Annotated in this window: 18 protein-coding genes; 7 read left to right on the top strand and 11 right to left on the bottom strand. The window is 42.0% G+C overall.

Annotation, left to right across the window (positions count from 1 at the left end; translation table 11 throughout):
• Position 1: 1 nt before the first annotated feature.
• Both ACPUEY_RS09365 and ACPUEY_RS09360 read right to left on the bottom strand, forming a co-directional pair.
• Positions 2–478, bottom strand: coding sequence for a CinA family protein (locus ACPUEY_RS09365; protein WP_425121896.1), 477 nt, complete (start codon positions 476–478; stop codon positions 2–4).
• Between the two features lie 538 nt (positions 479–1,016).
• A complete protein-coding gene (locus ACPUEY_RS09360; protein ID WP_425121895.1) occupies positions 1,017–1,433 on the bottom strand; it encodes an internalin in 417 nt (138 codons plus the stop codon).
• A gap of 226 nt (positions 1,434–1,659) precedes the next feature.
• Between ACPUEY_RS09360 and ACPUEY_RS09355 the strand changes: the two genes are divergently transcribed.
• The 7 genes from ACPUEY_RS09355 (at position 1,660) to ACPUEY_RS09325 (ending at position 8,652) form a co-directional block, all read left to right on the top strand.
• Positions 1,660–3,300 carry a CTP synthase gene (locus tag ACPUEY_RS09355; protein ID WP_131273978.1) on the top strand — a complete coding sequence of 547 codons (1,641 nt, stop codon included), beginning with the start codon at positions 1,660–1,662 and terminating at the stop codon, positions 3,298–3,300.
• A 32-nt stretch (positions 3,301–3,332) separates the two neighbouring features.
• Positions 3,333–4,190 (top strand): 3-deoxy-8-phosphooctulonate synthase, encoded by an 858-nt coding sequence (gene kdsA / locus ACPUEY_RS09350; protein WP_092819466.1) that lies wholly within the window; start codon positions 3,333–3,335, stop codon positions 4,188–4,190.
• A 60-nt stretch (positions 4,191–4,250) separates the two neighbouring features.
• The gene (gene eno / locus ACPUEY_RS09345) at positions 4,251–5,540 is read left to right on the top strand and encodes a phosphopyruvate hydratase (RefSeq protein WP_261180988.1); all 1,290 of its coding nucleotides are present in this window, start codon (positions 4,251–4,253) and stop codon (positions 5,538–5,540) included.
• A gap of 9 nt (positions 5,541–5,549) precedes the next feature.
• Positions 5,550–5,954 (top strand): septum formation initiator family protein, encoded by a 405-nt coding sequence (locus ACPUEY_RS09340; RefSeq protein ID WP_131273976.1) that lies wholly within the window; start codon positions 5,550–5,552, stop codon positions 5,952–5,954.
• Entirely contained in the window at positions 5,944–6,642 is a 699-nt protein-coding gene (gene ispD, locus ACPUEY_RS09335) for a 2-C-methyl-D-erythritol 4-phosphate cytidylyltransferase (protein WP_425121894.1), read from the top strand. The genes ACPUEY_RS09340 and ispD overlap by 11 nt, the downstream gene beginning before the upstream one ends.
• Positions 6,643–6,743: 101 nt before the next feature.
• Positions 6,744–7,880, top strand: a complete 1,137-nt coding sequence (rodA, locus tag ACPUEY_RS09330) for a rod shape-determining protein RodA (protein WP_425121893.1) — start codon at positions 6,744–6,746, stop codon at positions 7,878–7,880.
• A gap of 61 nt (positions 7,881–7,941) precedes the next feature.
• The gene (locus tag ACPUEY_RS09325) at positions 7,942–8,652 is read left to right on the top strand and encodes a DUF6988 family protein (RefSeq protein WP_425121892.1); all 711 of its coding nucleotides are present in this window, start codon (positions 7,942–7,944) and stop codon (positions 8,650–8,652) included.
• Here ACPUEY_RS09325 and ACPUEY_RS09320 read toward each other — a convergent pair.
• The 9 genes from ACPUEY_RS09320 to ACPUEY_RS09280 all read right to left on the bottom strand — a co-directional run bounded on the left by ACPUEY_RS09320 (position 8,645) and on the right by ACPUEY_RS09280 (position 15,562).
• On the bottom strand, positions 8,645–8,941 hold the full coding sequence (locus ACPUEY_RS09320; RefSeq protein WP_092819471.1) for a cyd operon YbgE family protein: 297 nt from the start codon (positions 8,939–8,941) through the stop codon (positions 8,645–8,647). The two genes, ACPUEY_RS09325 and ACPUEY_RS09320, sit on opposite strands and share 8 nt — an antisense overlap.
• Before the next feature lie 3 nt (positions 8,942–8,944).
• Positions 8,945–9,046, bottom strand: a complete 102-nt coding sequence (cydX, locus tag ACPUEY_RS09315; RefSeq protein ID WP_002120988.1) for a cytochrome bd-I oxidase subunit CydX — start codon at positions 9,044–9,046, stop codon at positions 8,945–8,947.
• Between the two features lie 24 nt (positions 9,047–9,070).
• Positions 9,071–10,216, bottom strand: coding sequence for a cytochrome d ubiquinol oxidase subunit II (gene cydB, locus ACPUEY_RS09310; protein ID WP_092819472.1), 1,146 nt, complete (start codon positions 10,214–10,216; stop codon positions 9,071–9,073).
• Positions 10,216–11,820, bottom strand: a complete 1,605-nt coding sequence (locus tag ACPUEY_RS09305; RefSeq protein WP_425121891.1) for a cytochrome ubiquinol oxidase subunit I — start codon at positions 11,818–11,820, stop codon at positions 10,216–10,218. Before ACPUEY_RS09305 ends, cydB begins: the two co-directional genes overlap by 1 nt.
• On the bottom strand, positions 11,820–12,011 hold the full coding sequence (gene cydP / locus ACPUEY_RS09300) for a cytochrome oxidase putative small subunit CydP (protein ID WP_092819474.1): 192 nt from the start codon (positions 12,009–12,011) through the stop codon (positions 11,820–11,822). The genes ACPUEY_RS09305 and cydP overlap by 1 nt, the downstream gene beginning before the upstream one ends.
• Positions 12,012–12,471: 460 nt before the next feature.
• A complete protein-coding gene (locus tag ACPUEY_RS09295; protein ID WP_425121890.1) occupies positions 12,472–13,590 on the bottom strand; it encodes a porin in 1,119 nt (372 codons plus the stop codon).
• A gap of 302 nt (positions 13,591–13,892) precedes the next feature.
• On the bottom strand, positions 13,893–14,306 hold the full coding sequence (locus ACPUEY_RS09290; RefSeq protein ID WP_425121889.1) for an HIT family protein: 414 nt from the start codon (positions 14,304–14,306) through the stop codon (positions 13,893–13,895).
• 32 nt (positions 14,307–14,338) lie between these two features.
• Positions 14,339–14,608: a YARHG domain-containing protein gene (locus tag ACPUEY_RS09285; RefSeq protein WP_092819477.1), complete on the bottom strand. Its 270-nt coding sequence runs from the start codon at positions 14,606–14,608 to the stop codon at positions 14,339–14,341.
• An 81-nt stretch (positions 14,609–14,689) separates the two neighbouring features.
• A complete protein-coding gene (locus ACPUEY_RS09280) occupies positions 14,690–15,562 on the bottom strand; it encodes an NAD(P)-dependent oxidoreductase (RefSeq protein WP_092819478.1) in 873 nt (290 codons plus the stop codon).
• Positions 15,563–15,566 lie beyond the last annotated feature (4 nt).

Here is a 15,566-nt window from a genome sequence, read left to right as displayed (position 1 = left end):
CTTAAATTCCCTGAATGAGTTGGGTGACTTCATCTGCAATATATTGAGTTAAAACCTCAAGGCGTTTGAAAGGCGTACCCTCAATAAAATATTGAAAATTGTGTATTTTATTTAAATACAAAATTGAGGTGAAAAATGTGCCTTCCGGTTTACTTTGTGTTGCACTACCGCCAGGTTTGAGTAAACCCGTACAAGCCACAATAATATCGGCTTGGGTAAACAGATTTTTTCCTTGCCTTGCCATTGCTTCTGTGACTTCAGCAGACTCGGCGGTGTATTTTTCTATCAGTTCAGCATCAATATGCAGGATATCAATCTTGATTGATGGGTCATAACTGACCAGTCCACCCAGTAAAATCTCGGCGCCACTGTTTTTGCAAATAGAAAACTGACTGGAAAGATAGCCCGAGCTGGCACTTTCGATAAAAGCAATTTTTAACTGATGTGTTTCGAGTAAATCACAACATTGTTTTATCATGGGTTTATCTCTCAACATAAATGCTATTTGTTCTGCTTTTTTATCTTTGGGATACTTCACTTACATAGGATTAAAGACAGAAACCAATTTTTCATTTTTGGGTTTGTTTTTAAATCAGTATTCTTTGTGCTTCACTAGATGTTTTTCATAAATCAAAAAATGTTCAATATAAGATATTTTAAATCAGCACGGTCTCATTTAACTGATTTAATTCTTTTACCTTCTCGTAGGCAATCTCTCTACTTTTGAAAGGTCAAAAGTAGACAAAAACCTTTTGTTTCCCATACACGACATCCTTGTCGTGATGGGAAACGTGTGGCATCCATGCCACACTCATGAAGCTGATATCGACTAAAATCTAATTTAATTTCAGCTTTACCAACAATTATTAGTTTCTAAAATGATTTATGAAAGAAGTTTACTTTATCTCGATTGTTTTTAAATAAAAAATTTATTTAGAATCTATAAATTATTATTGATCTCTCATACACCACAATAAAAAACCCGCCATAAAGACGGGTTGTTGAAACTGACTGGATTATTGATCCAGTGCAGGTGTTGCCGCAGCAATTGCCGCAGCAACAGCATCATCTTCAGTCTGAGCTTCATTATTTGATTTGGCTGGGGCTTCTGAAGCAGGTTTTGGTTCAGCTTTTGGTGCTTCAGGTTTAGCTGTTTCAGCCGCAGTTGGTTGAGGGGCTTCACGCACTTCACGACGAATGGTTGTCGTCGTATTTGGCGTTTCTTCACGTTCAACTTCTACTTGTGCTGGAACTTGGGTGTCATTATCTTCAACAGCTTCCAAAGGGACAGCTTGTGCAGGCTGATTCACTTGCTCGGTTTGCTCGGTTGTTTCAACCTGTTCTTGCTCATCTTCTGGAGTTTCTTTTTTTACACACGCTGTTAAAAGTAAACTTGCTGCAATAGCACCACAAAGTAAAAGTTTGTTATTCATAATCGCACAAAATAAAGCATTAATTGGATGTCGCCATTATAACAGCAAATACGAATTTAAAAATCCTATCAGCTTGCTCTAATTTTTTATCGGAAATGCTGATAGAATAACCAATTGTTTATTGTTCTATGAATTGATGCGGAATGACTTTGCTTTATTGGTACAGAGTAAAGTAAAATCGCACAACATTGTAGGCCAATTTAGGCTCCATTGTACGAGAAACTTAATGACCCATTTTATTTTCGTTACTGGTGGTGTTGTATCATCACTAGGTAAAGGTATTTCAGCTGCATCTGTGGCTGCGCTTTTAGAAGCCCGTGGTTTAAAAGTGACCATGGTCAAAATGGATCCATACATTAATGTCGATCCAGGGACGATGAGTCCGTTCCAACACGGTGAAGTTTTTGTCACAGAGGATGGTGCTGAAACTGACTTAGACTTGGGTTATTACGAACGTTTCTTACGTCGTGCGAAAATGACCAAACTCAACAACTTCACATCAGGTCGAGTTTATCAGGACGTTTTAAATAAAGAACGTCGTGGTGACTATCTGGGTGGTACAGTTCAGGTTATTCCACATATTACCGATAATATTAAAGAACGTGTTCTTCGCGCTGGTGAAGGCTATGACGTTGCAATTGTGGAAATTGGCGGAACAGTAGGTGACATCGAATCTCTCCCATTCATGGAATCTGTACGTCAGTTAATGGTAGAGCTGGGTCATAAACGCACCATGTTGATGCACTTAACTTTGCTTCCATACATCAAGTCAGCAGCAGAACTCAAAACCAAACCGACTCAGCACTCTGTGAAAGAGCTGTTGTCTATTGGTATTCAACCTGACATCTTGATCTGCCGTACCGAGCATGATGTAGATGCAGATACAACCCGTAAAATTGCACTATTCACTAACGTGGAAGCGCGTGCGGTTGTGGTCTGTAAAGATGCACGTACTATTTATCAAATCCCGCGTACTTTTTATGAACAGGATGTTGACGATTTAATTTGTGAACGTTTTGGTTATAACGACCTGCCTGAAGCGGATCTTTCAGACTGGGACAATGTTGTAGAAGCTTTATTAAACCCTGAATACACAGTTCGTGTTGCAATGGTTGGTAAATATGTTGAGCTTCCAGATGCATATAAATCTGTAAACGAAGCGCTGCTTCATGCGGGCATTAAAAACCGCGTCAAAGTCCAAATTGACTATGTCAATGCTGAAGATCTTGAAAGCCAAGATGTAAATGAAGCGCTTAAAGAAGCAGATGCCATTCTGGTTCCAGGCGGTTTTGGTGAGCGTGGCACTGAAGGCAAAATGCGGGCAATCAAATATGCACGTGAAAACGGTGTACCATTCCTGGGTATCTGTTTAGGTATGCAGTTGGCAGTAATCGAATATGCGCGTAACGTAGCGGGTATCACTGATGCATCTTCAACAGAATTCAACCGTTCAACCAAATCACCGTTGATTGGTCTGATCACTGAATGGCTGGATGAGCGTGGTGAAGTTCAACAGCGTTCTGTCGATTCTGATCTTGGCGGAACCATGCGTCTAGGTGCACAAAAATCTGAACTGGTTGCAGGTACAAAAACTGCAGAAGTGTATGGTTCGAATGAAATTATCGAACGTCACCGTCACCGTTACGAAATGAACAACCGTTTCATTCCTGCTCTAGAAGAGAAAGGCATGAAGATTTCAGGTTATTCACCAGTACAACATTTGGTAGAAACAGTTGAAATTCCTCAACATCCTTGGTTTATTGCTGTACAATTCCACCCGGAATTTACAAGTTCACCACGTGATGGGCATCCGTTATTTGCCAGCTTTATTGATGCTGCGAAAAAACAGTACCAAAAAACCAAATAATGGCTGGGCAAGACTAAACTAGGAAAGTTTAAATGTCGCAATTAAAACCACAAGAAATTGTACGTTTAGGCGATATACAAATGGCAAATCACTTGCCATTTGTATTATTCGGCGGAATGAATGTACTTGAGTCAAAAGACCTTGCTTTTGAAATTGCAGAAACTTATGTGGATATCTGCAAGCGTCTGGAAATTCCTTACGTGTTTAAGGCAAGTTTTGATAAAGCCAACCGTTCAAGCTTGAACTCTTTCCGCGGCCCAGGCTTGGAAAAAGGGATCGAGTGGTTAGCGGACATTAAAAAACACTTCAATGTACCCATCATTACCGATGTACATGAACCTTACCAGGCTGCGCCTGTTGCTGAAGTGGCGGACATTATCCAGCTTCCGGCATTCTTGAGCCGTCAGACTGACCTGGTTGAAGCCATGGCAAAAACTCAAGCCATTATCAACATTAAAAAAGCCCAGTTCCTGGCGCCACACGAAATGCGTCATATTCTGCATAAGTGTCTGGAAGCCGGAAATGACAAGCTGATTCTTTGTGAACGCGGTTCGGCATTTGGCTATAACAACCTGGTTGTAGACATGCTGGGCTTCGACATCATGAAAGAAATGAATGTGCCGGTATTCTTCGATGTGACCCATGCGTTGCAAACGCCGGGCGGTCGTGCGGATTCTGCGGGCGGTCGCCGTGCGCAAATTACCACTCTGGCTCGTGCGGGTATGGCTACTGGTCTTGCCGGTTTATTCCTGGAAGCTCATCCAGATCCTGAACATGCCAAATGTGATGGCCCTTGCGCACTTCGTATGTCGCAACTTGAGCCATTCCTGGCGCAGCTGAAAGAATTGGATACCTTGGTCAAAGGTTTCAAAAAGCTGGATACACACTAAATTATATACACCTTGATGCCTTCTAAAGCATCGCGTTATTCATCAACTGAGGAATTGTTCATGAGTCAAATCGTTGACATTCGTGCACGTGAAATTTTGGACTCTCGTGGTAACCCAACCATCGAAGCAGACGTAATCTTGGCATCTGGCGTAGTTGGCCGTGCATGTGCACCATCGGGTGCTTCAACTGGTTCTCGTGAAGCTTTAGAACTTCGTGACGGTGATAAATCACGTTACTTGGGTAAAGGCGTTAAAACTGCTGTTAATAACGTTAACACAGTAATTCGTGATGCATTATTGGGTAAATCAGTCTTTGAACAAAAAGATATTGATAACACCATGATCGCGCTTGACGGTACGGAAAACAAAGAAAAGCTAGGTGCTAACGCAACTCTAGCTGTATCTTTGGCTGCTGCACGTGCTGCTGCTGACGAAAAGAAAATTCCTCTTTTCCAATATATCGCAGACCTTCGTAACAACAGCATTTTAACCATGCCTGTTCCAATGATGAACATCCTGAACGGTGGTTCACACGCGGATAACAACGTCGACATTCAAGAGTTTATGATTGAGCCAGTGGGCTTTACTTCATTCTCTGAAGCGCTTCGCGCGGGTGCAGAAATTTTCCACTCACTTAAATCAGTCCTTAAAAAACAAGGTTTGAATACTGCAGTAGGTGATGAAGGTGGTTTCGCGCCAAACCTTCGCTCAAACGAAGAAGCCATCACGGTTATTCTTGAAGCAATTGAAAAAACTGGCTACAAAGCGGGTTCTGACATCATGCTTGCGCTTGACTGTGCATCTTCAGAATTCTACAAAAATGGTCAATACATTCTTGCTGGTGAAGGCAACAAAGCATTCACAAGCAACCAGTTCTCTGACTACCTGGCTGGTCTTGTAAACCAATACCCAATCATCTCGATTGAAGATGGTCTGGACGAATCTGACTGGGAAGGCTGGTCTTATCTGACTTCTATCCTTGGCGACAAAATCCAGTTGGTAGGTGATGACCTGTTCGTAACTAATCCTAAGATTCTGCAACGCGGTATCAACGAGAAGGTTGCTAACTCAATCCTGATCAAATACAACCAGATCGGTACCTTGACTGAAACTCTAGATGCCATCTACCTTGCTAAGGCAAATGGTTACTCTACAGTAATTTCTCACCGTTCAGGCGAAACTGAAGATTCGACTATTGCTGATCTTGCAGTAGGTACAGCAGCAGGTCAAATCAAGACAGGTTCACTTTGCCGTTCTGACCGTGTAGCAAAATATAACCAATTACTTCGTATTGAAGAATTGACGAATGCTGCATATCGCGGTAAAGCTGAGTTCAAAGGTTTGAACTAAGCACATATCATGCTATCTCTATTCAATGTATTTGACTCCAAAGTGAGTAAAGCATTATTGGGCCTTGCGATCATTTTGATCGCAGGGTTTCAGTACTTATTCTGGTTTGGTGAAGGTGGTTACCATGATCATCAAAAACTAGCCCAAAAAATTCAACAACAAACAGAATTAAATACAGAACTCAAAGAACGTAACCGAGTTCTGGCTGCTGAAGTCTATGACTTGAAAAATGGGATTGAAGCCATTGAAGAGCATGCGCGTTTAGACCTGGGCTTGATTAAGCCACATGAAACTTTTGTGCAAATGAGTACCATTGGCACTCACTATAAACCGATTTATATTGACCCCAATGCCAAAGTTGATTTAAGAACCAATGAAAATGACACTGGAGCACCCGTAGAAAGTGCACCATAAAATTTGGGCAGTGATTCCTGCCGCTGGTTCCGGAAGCCGTTTTTCTAAAACTGAACTTAAACAATATCAGCAGATTCAAGGTCGAACCGTCCTTGAACATACCGTTGCACGTCTGAACCAGTTGCCGCTGGCAGGTTATGTTCTTGCTATTGGGGCACAGGACGATGTGGCAAAAACCTTAACATTCTCCCATCCTGAAAAGGCTCATTTTTGTCCGGGTGGCGCAGAGCGGGTGAATTCGGTTCTGAATGCCTTAAGCTATCTTGAAGTCTTTGCAGCTCAAGAGGATTGGGTGTTTGTCCATGATGCGGCACGTCCTTGTGTGACCCAAGACTGTTTGCAGCGTTTGGTGAATACGGCCATTCAGGACAATTGCAGTGCGATTTTGGCAATTCCCGTGCGTGACACTTTAAAATATGTGGCACAGGACAATGCGATTGTGAAGACAGTCAGCCGCGACCATTTATGGCAAGCTCAGACCCCCCAAATTTCAAGATTAGGCATCTTAAAGCATGCGATTGAAAAAGCCTTGCAGGATGGTATGACCATTACTGATGAAGCCAGTGCTTTGGAATACGTGGGGGAGCAGGTGAAAGTGGTACAGGGCCGATCAGATAATATTAAAATTACTTATGCCGATGATCTGGAACTGGCACGTTTAATCTTGGTTTCCCAGCAAGCAGTTTAAAGTCTACAAGATAAAAATGCAGAAATATGAGACTTAATGATGTTATTTAAACACTTTAAACTTATAATTTGCGCTGTCTCTAGCTTGTTCAAATATTTCAAATGATACCATCCCCCCAGTATCGTTTTTTACGTCACTCATTACGTGATGGTAGAAGCATTAAACATGACTCATCCAGATGGGCCAAACTGCACCTGGATCCGTGGCTGCTTGCATTTCTGTTATTGAATTCAATGCTGGGATTGATGGTGGTTTATAGTGCCACCATGCAGGATAGCAGTATGGTAATCCGCCAGGCGACCAGTTTTGGTGTAGGCTTTATCATCATGTTTCTTTGCGCCCAGGTTCCGCCAAAAGTTTACCAGGCGGTGAGTCCATATTTCTATGTGTTGGGCATGGTGCTCTTGGCATTGGTTCTGGTGATTGGCGATACGCGTTTAGGGGCAAAGCGTTGGTTGACCGTTCCGGGCATTGGCAGTATGCAGCCCAGTGAAATCATGAAATTTGCCATGCCGCTGATGATGGCATGGTATTTCTCGCGTCGTGCATTTCCACCTACATTCCTGCAAATTGTGACTGGACTCATTTTGATGATGATTCCGTTTGTACTGGTGGCACTACAACCCGACTTGAATATTGGTTTGATCATTCCCGGTGTTTTTGCCTTGTTCCTATGTGGCATGTCCTGGCGTTTGATTTTGGGGGCACTCACGGCTTTGGCGGTTGCGGCACCGGTTTTGTGGATGTTTGTACTGCAAACCTATCAAAAGAAACGTATCTTGACCTTGTTTGACCCTGAGTCCGATGCCTTGGGCGCTGGCTGGAACATCATCCAGTCCAAAATTGCCATTGGTTCCGGCGGTTTAACCGGGAAAGGATATTTGACCGGCACTCAGTCGCATTTAGGCTACTTACCCGAACACCATACCGACTTCATTATGTCGGCCTATGCTGAAGAATATGGCTTTATCGGGGTGTTTTTATTATTTAGCCTGTTTGCTGCAATTATTATTCGTTGCTTGATGATTGGCTTGAACAGCTTCCATAATTTTGGGCGATTGTATGCGGGTGCGATAGGACTGACATTCTTTTTCTTCGTGTTTTTAAACTCTGGGATGGCTAGCGGAATTTTACCTGTGACTGGAGATCCATTGCCATTGATGAGTTATGGTGGTTCAGCCGTCATTTCCTTACTGGCGAGTATGGGGATAGTGATGTCGATCCATACCCATCGTTGATGTTGATATTAATATTGAAAAGCTAGATGTGATCTGGCTTTTTTGTTTTTTGGGGAAATAAATGGATTTATTTGAACAATCTTGGTTGATGATGGATGAGCTAAATAGGGAACTGGAAAATTCTGAATTAATAGATGGGCTTATTCGATTAGATCTGGTCTATCAGTGCTGTTATATTTCAATGGAACATGGTGTGGCTGTTCAGTCATTATTAAAAGAAAAACTTTATACATCAGCACTTGCATTGTTTCGTATCCAATTTGAGTCTGTTGTGCGGGCATACTGGGTATTACTTAGGGCATCCAATGAGCAAATTTTGAAAATGCAGACTTTAAATGTGAGTGAGCTTTTTAAAAATGAAAAAATGCCAATGGTTTCCGAAATGATTGAACAGTTGAAAAATATAGAGGAAATAAAAAGTATAGCTTTGCAATTTGAAGAGTTTAAATTTTATTCATTAAAGCATCTCAACTCTATCGTTCATACGGGGAAACATTCGATTATAAGAAACGCAGTTGGTTTGACTCAAAAACAATCTTCTGATGTCATGAAACAATCAAATGGCTTTATTTCGATGGCAGCACAGATATTATTGCGGCACGCAGGAAAGGAAAAATGGATTCATATGCTTCATGCTAAATACCGGGAATGCTTTCAGATGGAAGAAGACATTAGGCCAGAAGAGAAGCAGAGAATTGATGCAATGTATAAAAGGCATGATTTAAAAAACCCGCAATTGCGGGTTTTTTATCATTTCTTGGTCATTAGGTGAGGAGCCAGGTGTAATAACCCCAGATCATCAATGGCCATGCGATATATGGACTAAACAGCCATTTCCACAGCCAGAACTTTGGCAGAAATCCTACGCCGTAAATAAATCCACCTGAAATGCCAATCATGATCATCATTAATGCACTGTGGTTATAGTGACCATTGGCATCCAGCATGAGGGCAGGGTGAATTAATAGCACGGTAGCAAGTGGCAATGCCATCAAAAATGAAATGGCCATTACAAATTTATTTGGCTTGCTTTCTTCTGCTGTCATTGCGATTTCCGTCATTGTTTATTCCTCATCCAAATCTTGATGATGTTCGATATAGAGGGCACTTAATACGCCTGCAAAGCACGCCATTAAAATCCCGAGAATCCATGCGAAATACCACATAATTTTATCTCCTAAAACACAGTCTTAGTACAGGCTGTGTGAATTCTCTTGAATATGTTTCTTGGTAATCACGCCCCACATCTTATAGTAACACCAAGTGGTGTAGCTCAAAATGATTGGAACAAAAATACAGGCCGCAACAGTCATTACAGTCAGTGTATTTTTACTTGATACCGCATCCCACATGGTTAAGCTGGCAACAGGATTGATGCTTGAAGGCATAAGGAATGGGAACAACGCAAAACCTGCAGTTAAAATTGCCCCAATGACCATGAGCGATGTGCCCAGGAAGCTTAAACCGGCTTTGGCTTTCGCAGCAGCTGCAATCACAATCAGGCTACCCAGGATTGCCATGATCGGTGCAATCATGGTGATTGGATAAGTCGAGTAGTTATTCATCCAGCCATGGTTGCCATTGGTAATGACTTCTTTGGCAAGAGGGTTGGCTACAGCGTTAGTGTCAAATGGTTGGGCTAAAGTATAGCCTTCAATATTACCGAAGTATAACCATGCACCAGCGCCCAGGAAGCAGACCAGGAACACCACACCCATCAATTGGGTTGCTTTGGCAGAACGCGCATGCAAGTCGCCATCGGTACGAAGCATCAACCAGGCACCACCATGCGCACTCAGCATGGATAAGCTGACGATACCGCAAACAAGGGCAAATGGGTTAAGTAGGGCAAAGAAGCTACCCGTATAAGTTGAACGTACGGTTTCATCTAAGGTAAACGGTACACCCAGGAACATATTACCGAAGGCAACACCGAAGACTAAAGCAGGAACTGCACCACCAACAGCCAAACCCCAGTCCCAAGAGTTACGCCATTTTTTGTTCTCAAGTTTAGAGCGATAGTCAAAACCTACCGGTCTTAAGAACAGGGCGAACAGTACGAGTAAGAGTGCCCAGTACATGCCGGAGAATGCAGTTGCATATACCATTGGCCATGCAGCAAACAGTGCGCCACCAGCCGTAATGAACCAGACCTGGTTGCCGTCCCAGTGCGGAGCAATGGTATTGATTGCCGCACGACGTTCTTCATCGTTTTTGCCCACGAATGGCATGATTGCCATAGAGCCCATATCGAAGCCATCGGTGAGGGCAAAGCCAATGAGCAATACGCCCACCAAGACCCACCAGATTATTTTGAGGAGTTCGTATTCAATCATTATTGAGCCTCTCCAGATACGCGTTGTGGAAGAACAATGTCGTCTTGTCCGGCATTTGATTTTTCAAAATGATATTTGCCAGTATGTAAAGAACTTGGGCCTAAGCGAGCAAATTTAATCATTAAGTACATTTCGATAATCAGAAGTACTGTATAGAACGCTGCAAGTGCCAGGATTGAACCCCAAATATCACCAGTGCTCAAGCTTGAAGCAGAGAGGTGTGTAGGTAAAACCTCACCAATAGTCCACGGTTGACGGCCACCTTCAGCCACATACCAGCCAGTTTGTGTAGCAATCCACGGTAATGGCAGGCCGAAAAGTGCAAACTTAAGCAACCAAGGCTTGTTTTCTGCATTGCGTTTAGCCACTGCATAAGTAGCAAGGATAAACAGAAGCAGCATCAAGAAGCCAGAAGCCACCATGGCACGGAACGAGAAGAACAGGGCAGTCACGTTAGGAATGGTATCCTTGGTTGCTGCTTTGATGTGCTCTTCAGAAGCATCTACGACATTTGGTGTGTATTTTTTAAGAAGCAAGCCATAACCCAGGTCTTTCTGGTTTTCTTTGAATGAAGCCATAAGCTCTGGAGAGCGGTCGCCTGCACGAAGTTTTTCAAGTTCGGCATATGCAGTCATACCATTACGGATACGAAGCTCATGTTGAACCATAAGATCTTTCAGGCCTGTTACTTCTTTATCAAGAGAACGTGTTGCAATAATACCCATCACATATGGAATTTTGATGGCATAGTCAGTACGTTGTTCTTCCTGATTTGGAATACCAAACAAGGTAAATGGAGCAGGGGCCGGGTGAGTTTCCCATTCTGCTTCAATTGCAGCCAATTTGGTTTTTTGTACATCACCCAGTTCATAACCCGATTCATCACCCAGTAAAATGACTGATAAAGTAGAGGCCAAACCAAAGATTGCAGCAATTGCAAAAGAACGGCGTGCAAAAGGCAAATCACGTTTTTTGAGCAAGTAGTAGCTTGAAATGGCTAAAACGAACACTGCGCCAGTCACATAACCTGAAGATACGGTATGAACAAATTTAACCTGAGCCACCGGGTTGAAAATCAGTGCACCGAAGTCAATCAGCTCCATACGCATGGTTTCAAAGTTGAACGCTGCACCTACTGGGTTTTGCATCCAGCCATTGGCGACTAAAATCCAGAGTGCCGACATGTTGGAGCCAAGTGCAACCAGCCAGGTCACGCCTAAGTGCTGAACTTTAGAAAGCCGGTCCCAGCCGAAGAAGAATAGACCAATAAAAGTCGACTCCAAGAAAAACGCCATTAATCCTTCAATAGCGAGTGGCGCACCAAAAATGTCACCGACATAATGCGAATAGTACGCCCAGTTTGTACCAAACTGGAACTCCATGGTTAAGCCTGTGGTTACACCTAAGGCAAAGTTAATACCAAAAAGTTTTCCCCAGAATTTGGTCATGTCCTTATAAATTTCTTTGCCAGAAATCACATAGGTGGTTTCCATAATGGCAAGAATAAAAGCCAGACCAAGAGTAAGAGGTACAAATATAAAGTGATACAACGCGGTCATTGCAAATTGGAACCGCGAAAGATCGACCACGCTTTCAGAAATCATCAACGTGTCTCCTTGATTGGGGAAGGGCTGCCAGCAATACGCTCGGCAACTTGATTGTCAAAATTTTGAGGGATAGTCGGGGCGTCGAACCAGATTTGTTTAATCATCATTAAGAGCACAATCTTGATTATTAATATGATTGCAATCTCTCGGACTAAACGCTGGTTGAAATCTTTGGGTATTAAGCTCATACAAATAAGCCTATTTTTTTAAACTTAATATGTATTATTAAACAAAAAATAACTAAAAATAAATAGATTGAACAGTTAAAATAAAAATATATTATTTAATATATTAAAAACAATGATTTATTGTGGTTGAGTGCTAAAAAATAAACTAAATTTTTGTGATTTTTAAGTTGAGTAAATTGCTTTGTATTCTATTTTTAATCCTGACTAAAATGCTTATATTTAAATTGTTAATTCTGACTAAAATACTTATATTTAATTTTAAAATTCCTAAAAAGTTATATTTTTATCTAATGTACTTGAATTAATAAATGAGATTAATTTTTTTATTTATATTTGCGAGTCGAATATCATTAATGAATGATTATAAAGTGGCTGTGACCAGATATTGAGATAGACCTGTTTGCAATCCAAACATACAAAAAAGACCGCTGTTATAGCGGTCTCTTAATGGATATCTAGATTAGAAGTTATATTCCATACCTAGACCGAATACAGTCATAGTGTCATCTTTACCCACACCAGTTTCCCAGTCACGTTCTTGTGATGCTACTACGCCATACATGCGTGCTTGTTTGTTGAAGTGATAGTCTACACCAAGACCATACTGGTCGATGGTACGGTCTTTTACGCGTGTAGCTGTTGTTTCAGCAGTAATGTATTCAGCTTTAACTGTCCATGGAGTATCAGCAAACTTATAAGCTGCTGTAATACCCATTGCTTGTTCTTCAAGAGAAGCTGCTTCAGGTTTTAAGTTCTTAGCTGGATTTGAGCCTTTTTCTACTGTAGCTGCTAGAACTGTAGCTGACGGAGAGTCAGAAAGTTCAGCCTGTTGCCATAAAGCACCTAAAGTTAAACCTGGTAGGCCAGCAGCTTTAAAGTTATAAGAACCAGTTACACGTACCGCATCTGATTCAACATCTTTTAGACTATAAGCGTTATAGTCACCTTGTACACCCATGTTAGCTGCAACAGCTAGAGCAAGACCAAGGTCTTTATTGTCATAGCTTAAAGATGTTGAAACCGCATCACCAAAGCCATCACGTTTTTCTGTTGTATATTGAGAAGCCGTGTTTTCACCTTGTTGTGCCATGATGCTGAATTGAACGCCGCCAAGCAATTTCTTGTCTGTTTCAAAACCGATTACGTTTTTAAGACGCTCTTCACCATGCAACACTTTAGTCATATCAAGACGAGTATGGTCGTTGAAAATGTCTTGTGCACTACCTGCAGAAGTTTTGAAGTAAGAGTCATATTGGCCAGCTTTTAGTGTACCGATACCCGCCCATTTCAAACCCAGGAAACGGTTACGCGCGCTCCAGTCAGTGTCTGAACCTTCGCCATCAGTAGAAACTGCCCATTCAGCTTGGTAAACCGCAGATAGGTTGTCTGTTAATTTTTCTTCACCTTTGACCCCAAGACGAGAAGCGTGTGAACTTACTTCAGAGACATCGTTACCTTTGAAATCGAAGTTATCAACTTGGTCTATAGAAACATTCAGCTTACCGTACAAAGTTGGTGCTGCTTGCGCTGCACTGATGCTTAAGGTTGCTACTGTAGCAGCGAGAAGCAATTTTTTCATCGAGATTTCTCCAAAAAACACTTTATGGGGCAGTTGCCCTGTTGACTCTTTTTATAGTTTGCTTGTGTACAAAAAATTACAAAAGCTCACCAACTTGCTAAGCAGTATCTGCAAACTTTATGACAGAGAAGTGAAAGCTATATGACAGTTTGATGACGATAGATATTGATAAATACAATATTTTTTATTGTTTTTCAGTGGTTTAATTTTTATTTATAATTTGTAAGATAGATCGATGCATTCCTTGACATAAAAAATGGAGCAGAAGCTCCATTTTTGACAAGTTAAAATTCTAGTGAATTTTAAAGTTCAGCTTTAATTTTTTCAGCCAGGGCTTTAATTTTTTCCTGGTCACCCATACTCAATGCGTGTTTTCCAAGCTCATGAACCGAACTTGGAATGAGGTGAAAATGTACATGCGGAACCGTTTGACCAGCAGATGCGCCTGAAAGTTGCATCAGTACGATCCCTTGAACATCAAGTGCTACTTTCATAGCCTGTGCAATTTTTTGCACAATTTGAATGGTATAGGCAGCGGCGTCAGGGGGCAGATCGAGCAAGGTAATTGCAGGTGTTTTCGGGACGACCAATGTATGACCTTCTGCCTGGGGCATGATGTCCATAAAAGCCAGAACATGTTCGTCCTCGTACACTTTTATTGCAGGCAGTTCATTACGGATAATTCGTGCAAAAATATTTTGATCATCGTAAAGCATGTCGAGTCCTTGAAAGTAATTGGATACTGTAATTATTTACAGTTCAATTCTTTCTGACGATCTTTTATGGCGTCAAGTCGTTGTTGCTCTTTTTCTGAAAATTTTGGCTTGGTTGTATAGCAATTGTCATTGCCAAACTTGGCCTTGGCTTCAGGGTCTTTAAAGCAAAAACCTTTAGAGGCATAAATGACATCATGGTCATTTTTTAATTGTTGGCACTCTTGCTCTGCTGTCGCTGCAAAAGCATTCGCCCCAAAGAAAGTGATAAAACTAGCCAAAACTGCAACACTAAGCTTGGTCATGAGGGTTTCCTCTGTGAGAATATTGTGTAGAACGTTTCTACACAATATTAGGTTTATTTATTATTATTCAATGGCGAGTAATTACTCAAGTGTAATTTTACTCCAAGACTCATACATTTTCACAGCACTAGAAAAGTCACTGTCTTTTTCTGCTAAATTGCTGGCTGCCTGAATCAGGCTTTGGGTTAAGGCAATCACTGGCGCTGACAGTTTAGCATCACGTACCAGGTCTAATGCAATCCCTGTATCTTTGGCTAATAGCGGTAGGGCAAAGGTCAGCGGGAATTCGCGGTTTAGTACCCGCTGCGGCAACACGGTTTCAGTCACGCCACTTTTACCGCTGGAGGCATTAATGCAGTCTAAAGCTTCATGCAGATTTACCCCATGCGCTTTTAATGTGGTAAAACCTTCAGCCACTGAGCAGAGATTGACGGCCAGCAGCATATTGTTGACAGCTTTGACTGCGAAACCTGCACCTGAGTCGCCGACATGTTTAATCAGTTTCCCAAAGGCTTGAATTGCAGGCAGGGCTTTTTCAAAAGCAGCAGCTTCACCACCAATCATCACGGTCAAAGTGCCATTTTCGGCACCAATGGTTTGTCCGCTTACCGGAGCATCAAGAAAATCAACCTCTGAGGCTTTTAACTGCTGGCTCAGCTTTTTCGCAGATTCAGGAACACCACTGGTGCAGTCGACCCATACCGCGCCCGATTTAATCTGAACCGTTGCAATGAGGTCTTCGACTTCCTGGCTGGTTGGCAGGCATGAAAAAATGATATCGGCCTGAACGGCTTGCTCGAGTTCTACGGCTTGCGTGCCATATTCAGTTGCATGCTGCTTAGCTTTTTCGAAATTACGGTTCCATACATAGACCGTATCAAAATGTTGAGGTAAATGTGCTGCCATGCGGTAACCCATTGCGCCCAAGCCGATAAATGCAACTGACTGAATCATGATG

The organism is Acinetobacter sp. G11, assembly GCF_049808495.1.
Taxonomy (GTDB): Bacteria; Pseudomonadota; Gammaproteobacteria; order Pseudomonadales; family Moraxellaceae; genus Acinetobacter; species Acinetobacter kookii.
The sequence above is the reverse complement of the archived record's forward strand: the minus strand, read 5'-3'. Positions and strand labels throughout refer to the sequence as shown.

Bases quoted from the DNA above. Each gene is read 5' to 3' on its own strand.
- cydB (WP_092819472.1), bottom strand. From the start codon at position 10,216: ATGATTGAATACGAACTCCTCAAAATAATCTGGTGGGTCTTGGTGGGC.
- ACPUEY_RS09295 (WP_425121890.1), bottom strand. From the start codon at position 13,590: ATGAAAAAATTGCTTCTCGCTGCTACAGTAGCAACCTTAAGCATCAGT.
- ACPUEY_RS09340 (WP_131273976.1), top strand. From the start codon at position 5,550: ATGCTATCTCTATTCAATGTATTTGACTCCAAAGTGAGTAAAGCATTA.
- ACPUEY_RS09320 (WP_092819471.1), bottom strand. From the start codon at position 8,941: ATGACGGAAATCGCAATGACAGCAGAAGAAAGCAAGCCAAATAAATTT.
- ACPUEY_RS09360 (WP_425121895.1), bottom strand. From the start codon at position 1,433: ATGAATAACAAACTTTTACTTTGTGGTGCTATTGCAGCAAGTTTACTT.
- ACPUEY_RS09305 (WP_425121891.1), bottom strand. From the start codon at position 11,820: ATGATTTCTGAAAGCGTGGTCGATCTTTCGCGGTTCCAATTTGCAATG.
- ACPUEY_RS09290 (WP_425121889.1), bottom strand. From the start codon at position 14,306: ATGCTTTACGATGATCAAAATATTTTTGCACGAATTATCCGTAATGAA.
- rodA (WP_425121893.1), top strand. From the start codon at position 6,744: ATGATACCATCCCCCCAGTATCGTTTTTTACGTCACTCATTACGTGAT.
- cydX (WP_002120988.1), bottom strand. From the start codon at position 9,046: ATGTGGTATTTCGCATGGATTCTCGGGATTTTAATGGCGTGCTTTGCA.
- ACPUEY_RS09285 (WP_092819477.1), bottom strand. From the start codon at position 14,608: ATGACCAAGCTTAGTGTTGCAGTTTTGGCTAGTTTTATCACTTTCTTT.
- ACPUEY_RS09280 (WP_092819478.1), bottom strand. From the start codon at position 15,562: ATGATTCAGTCAGTTGCATTTATCGGCTTGGGCGCAATGGGTTACCGC.
- ACPUEY_RS09325 (WP_425121892.1), top strand. From the start codon at position 7,942: ATGGATTTATTTGAACAATCTTGGTTGATGATGGATGAGCTAAATAGG.
- ACPUEY_RS09365 (WP_425121896.1), bottom strand. From the start codon at position 478: ATGATAAAACAATGTTGTGATTTACTCGAAACACATCAGTTAAAAATT.
- eno (WP_261180988.1), top strand. From the start codon at position 4,251: ATGAGTCAAATCGTTGACATTCGTGCACGTGAAATTTTGGACTCTCGT.
- cydP (WP_092819474.1), bottom strand. From the start codon at position 12,011: ATGAGCTTAATACCCAAAGATTTCAACCAGCGTTTAGTCCGAGAGATT.
- kdsA (WP_092819466.1), top strand. From the start codon at position 3,333: ATGTCGCAATTAAAACCACAAGAAATTGTACGTTTAGGCGATATACAA.
- ACPUEY_RS09355 (WP_131273978.1), top strand. From the start codon at position 1,660: ATGACCCATTTTATTTTCGTTACTGGTGGTGTTGTATCATCACTAGGT.